At 48.1% G+C, this 4,863-nt stretch carries 4 protein-coding genes; all 4 read left to right on the plus strand.

Going from position 1 to position 4,863, the window contains the following annotated elements; genetic code table 11:
• Window positions 1-99 precede the first annotated feature (99 nt).
• The 4 genes from J2754_RS15945 to J2754_RS15960 all read left to right on the plus strand — a co-directional run bounded on the left by J2754_RS15945 (window position 100) and on the right by J2754_RS15960 (window position 4,803).
• Window positions 100-1,464 carry a coiled-coil domain-containing protein gene (locus J2754_RS15945; protein ID WP_211088001.1) on the plus strand — a complete coding sequence of 455 codons (1,365 nt, stop codon included), beginning with the start codon at window positions 100-102 and terminating at the stop codon, window positions 1,462-1,464.
• Window positions 1,461-2,999 (plus strand): hypothetical protein, encoded by a 1,539-nt coding sequence (locus tag J2754_RS15950; protein ID WP_211088002.1) that lies wholly within the window; start codon window positions 1,461-1,463, stop codon window positions 2,997-2,999. The genes J2754_RS15945 and J2754_RS15950 overlap by 4 nt, the downstream gene beginning before the upstream one ends.
• Before the next feature lies 1 nt (window position 3,000).
• The gene (locus J2754_RS15955; RefSeq protein WP_211088003.1) at window positions 3,001-3,417 is read left to right on the plus strand and encodes a hypothetical protein; all 417 of its coding nucleotides are present in this window, start codon (window positions 3,001-3,003) and stop codon (window positions 3,415-3,417) included.
• 327 nt (window positions 3,418-3,744) lie between these two features.
• Window positions 3,745-4,803: a hypothetical protein gene (locus J2754_RS15960; RefSeq protein ID WP_211088004.1), complete on the plus strand. Its 1,059-nt coding sequence runs from the start codon at window positions 3,745-3,747 to the stop codon at window positions 4,801-4,803.
• Window positions 4,804-4,863: the final 60 nt, after the last annotated feature.

Raw genomic sequence — 4,863 nt, forward strand, 5'->3', positions numbered from 1 at the left:
CCTACGAAGAGTTCAAGCGAATCGCTCGAAACAACGAGATGATTTCACGAGCCCAGGCTGTACCCGCTGTTCCGTCCTCGGGGTAAACACGTACGCCTATTGTATAACCTCTTAGAACTTGATCCAACTGTCTCACTATTAGAGACGATACAACGGGATGAGATTCCAGATGAAGATGTTCGAAAGATCGAATACTACCTCCCCAAAATAAGTAGTACACTTGAGACGCTGTCTGAGGAGGCTTCGGATCAGTTCGACGAGTCAGTTCAATCGCTATTCCCGGTTCGCCTTTCTGATGGACAGACGAGGGATCTGCACGAAGATATTGAAGAACGGCTTGCTGCGTCACCGAAGCCTCGAATTGACCTGTTCCTTCTGGCACAGGCGGCTTCAAATGAACACGAGCAGGTTCGAGGGCTATTCGAGACGATCCGAAGCCGGGATTTAGACCAGCAAAACTATCTCGGAAGTTCCGATGGCGGATACACTCGTCTCGCTGGTCGTATTTATAGTCTTCAAAGTGATGACTTCCGATCTGAGTTCAATACCGCAATTGAGAAAGTCAAGAATGCATCCCAGATGCGTCTCATTGACTTATTAGATAGTTTAGATTCTTCTGTATCTCCTGATGACGTTTACTCAACCAAGCCCCCATTTCAGGCACTTATCACGTCGAATTACGATCCTGTGGGGTCCTCGGTTGCAGAGTGGCTTCTTGGTTCGATTGAGGCAGGGCGGATAATCCGAGACAATGAAACCCAGATTGAGTCCGCTTATGAGGAGAATCGGGATACACTCTCGACGACGAATACGTCGATAGAGGAGCTATATGAAAGTATCAGTGAGTCCCAATCCAAACTTCCAGACGGAAAGATTCAGTATGACGATAGCATCGTCGGCGATATTACCGAACTCATACGGAGGGCTGACAGAATTGACTCTCCTACAGCCAAATTTGTCTTGGGATTTGACCGGACAGGGAGAAATTGTCTCTTCACTACGCTAGAGGCGAATCTCACTGACTTGGAGCAAAAGCTCAACTCAGTAGATGGGATGCTGTCGAACGGGATTAATCAAATAAACGGCCTGGAAGACCGCCTCGAGACATCTCTTGACGAAATTGATGACGCATACGAGATAGTTGCTGAAAGTGATGTGAGCGTCGACCTCCCGGACAAAGATACGCTAAAAGAGGAGGTCAGAGAGTATGGCCAGGAGACGATCACCGATTTAAAAGAGCGATTACCGGCGGTTGACGTTAGCGATGGGACAGACTCCATCCGGAAAAAGAGCGATACGTGGGACGAAGAAGTCCAGCAAGCCCGTCGACAAATCACCCCTGTTCGACAGCAAGTCGAGAACCTAAGTCGACTCGCGGAAAACTGCAAAGAGCTCACAGAAGTCCGGGATGAACAGCGGGAGCAACTTACAACGGTTCGAGAACAACTGGAGGAGACCCAATGAGCACAGACTCAGCTGATGACTTCGGGGAGATCGAGGGACTTGATGAGACCACAGATGCTGTCAATTCAGCCTTGGATCAAGCTGGTCAATTAGAGACGTCACTGAAGGATACCCTCAACCAACTCTCCGAGAAGCAAAGTGAACTAGACGGAGGCCAGATAGATCAGATTCGGGCATCTTTTGAACAGAGCCTGGAAGATGATTGGCGAACATTAGAATCGTCGACTGAGGAATATCAACCAGGTGAATTTGAAGAACAGGTTGTGGAAATTTTGGATGATTTCAACAGTATTCTTCAGCGGCCAGAAGCGGAGAGTGTTATTGAGGAGTTGGAAGAATGGTTGGTTGAATATGGTGCAGAGCCATTCGATGACGAGGAACGGGAGGATTTAGTCGACATCGCTGAGAATAAGGTCGAATCCGCTGGAGAAGTCCTCTCTAATTTGAAGGGGTCGGCCGATGAGATTCTCGGACGAGTTGAAAGTCACGAGGATCAATTTGTCCAACTGATCCGAGAAGAGATTACTGGGGTGAGTACAGTCGGCGGAATGCGTAATCTGTCGGATGATCTTTCGACGATCGATTCGGGCTGGTTGTACTCTTGGTCGTTAGATAGGGAAGACGAACCAGCTACCGAAATTCAGACCGTAGTCAACGAGATGCTCCACAGTCAAATGGAAGATATTATCACCGAAGGCGAAACACTCACCGAGGTATCTACCCTTGTTAGTGAACGATTTGATGGTGTGGAGGGCTACCTACTGGAGATTGAGGAAGATGCAAACCGTATCTCAAGTCAATATCGTTCCCTGAAGAACAGCGACTTCCCGGAAGTGGCAAATGTGGCCCTCACCAGACTGAATCAACGTTTGGAGATAGTAGAAGGGTTTGATCAACTTGATACAGTTTTAGACGATGCAATAGATGATTTTGAGGTCCTCAAACACCTGACTGAGGTGGATTTGGAGCGGTTTGAGTCCGGAGAATTTGATGTACCTGACGATCTTCAACAGCCGGTTGAAACGGCTGCAAAAAAGGCCAGTGAAGCCGCTAACATCCGAGAAGATGTATTTACAGTGGAATCCGAAGACGACTATACTGAGCTTCGGGAGCAGTTCGATCGGGCCGTTAAAAAAGCTGATGAGGCACTGGATACCCTTAGCTCCCGAATCAAGAACCACATCTCAACAAGTGAAGAGCTTGCCAACACCTTTGAGCTAACTGAGCATACTGGATCGCTTAATGAACTGAAACTTAATGCAGAGAGAGCAGACCAACTTGATGAATTACTCGAGATCGCTGAAGAGCACCAAGGAATTCGAGTAGATATTCGGGGTGACATTCAGGAGGAAATAGAGGAGGATCTTGGAGCTTTATTAGAGTGGGCTCTAGGACGTAAAGAGGCAGAACCTGTCGATAATGAAGAAATTGAACGAGAAGCAGAAAAGCACAATATGGGGCGTGAAGAGGTAATGGACGGACTCCTGGAACTGCAGGAGAAAGGCCTTCTTGAACTCACTATCCGGGGATCATAATATGACTGGTGAATATGATCACAATGAGATTCTTAAAGACGTGTATGAGCAACTGCGGTCGGATTTTGAAGGGGGTGAACTGATAGTTCGGAAAGATGGTGATGAAACCACGCTCGGCTCGTTGTCAGTCGACAGACGCCACTTTGATGGAGAGAGCGGTGCTCCAGATATCATCTTAGACGTGAATAATTTCGAGCTGTTTGGAGCCCCTTTCCCTTCGCGGTTTCCTCTTGCACTTATCGAGATCGAGACGACGACAGACGCTGCGATGATCGATCTCGAGAATTACGTCGTTCGTGACGGACGGTCGAACCCGGTATTAGTCATCTCGGATAATGAGTACGAAATTGGCCGCCGATTTACAAAAGAAGGTCATAAATTCTCTGTTACTACCATCCCCCACAACCGAATCAAATAGTAACATCCTACGTAGCGGGGGTGATCAATTGAAAAATCAGAGTGTCCGTGGTCTTCGTGAGCTGAGCAGCTTGTTGAGTCTGTTTCTGGTGACAAACTGCTAGCCGTCTCCAACATTAATCTACAGCCAATTGACCTTGTGACGAAGAGTTGACGACGAACGAGGTTATGTAATTCACGCAAAGCGCTTACAACTGTTTGGGAAGAGTCAACCCACAATCTATCTAATGAGGGCCTATCACGCGCTAATTGGCCGAAGTTACCGGGACGACCACGTGAGAGAGTCGTTCGATAGCTTAAAGCAACGTCCTCATAAACCACAGGGGAAATGTCGGAAAAACCCGATTACTTTGAGCGGAAGATCATTTCTCTCCACGATGATGATGATCTTACTGAGGCTGAGCTCATTATCAAACAAACTCTACGAACACCTGTTAGAAAACTCCCGTTAGCCACCTTTCGACAGCATGAGAAGCAAGGCGGAAGTGACGAGGGTGGCGATCAACTCACCAACCAAAGCGTGGGTGGTGTTCAACGAGCACGACAATTAGCCGATAAGAACAGACGAGATACTCTCCCTGCCGTCTACGGCGGGCTATTCCTCGTTGCAGAATACTTCACACGGTCCTTCGACGCCATCAAGGGGAAGTTTTTTGAAAAGGTCATCGCGGCCGAGGAGCCAAGTCACCGACTTGACGTGGACCGCAATCTGAGCAATCTTCCCCAATACCTACTTGAACCTAACCTCAGCTGGAAGGCACTTGATTATACCCGTGAGTCCCTGTGTGAGGATGAGCAGGAGCGGTATAATGATCTTTCTTCGCTCACATTAGACCTTGCGAAGAACCATATGCAAGCAAATGCTGACGCGACGTTATTCCTTCAGGAAAAAGGTGTGCTCGTGTTTGGGGAGCACAGGACTAGCGTCGTGAGTGGCGGTACGACCGCGCGACCTTCTCTAATGCGGAAGCCTCGCTCGCTCGTTAAGGAACTCGCAAAATCAAAAGATGTCGTCACCATTCCTGATGAGATAGCAACCAAATATGACCTTGCACCAAAATCATATAGCCTCACGGAATTGCTGAAAGGCATCGGTGTGGACGACATACACATCCACATTGGGATTTTATTTGATGAGGACCGTCAGCCAGCAACGTGGCACAAAGACCCACAACGGAGTACAAGCCATCGACTAATTGAGGAGTTTGAAGAAGACTTCCTCGGGCAGGAAACCGGGTATGTTCGGAACGTTAACATCGACTCAGATGATCTCAGTTTGGACTTCGAAGTCCCCGTTTCGAAGGGATCATCCGATTCCATTACCGTTCATCTATCCTTCTTATATGGAGACAACCATCCGTCTTTAGTTAAGCGAGAAACCGCGTGATAGCGGCGGCTTATCGAGGCATCTTTCGGAAGGAATGAGGAAGTCCAGTCTGTGTACGAC

Source organism: Halarchaeum nitratireducens (assembly GCF_017874695.1).
Classification (GTDB): Archaea; Halobacteriota; Halobacteria; order Halobacteriales; family Halobacteriaceae; genus Halarchaeum; species Halarchaeum nitratireducens.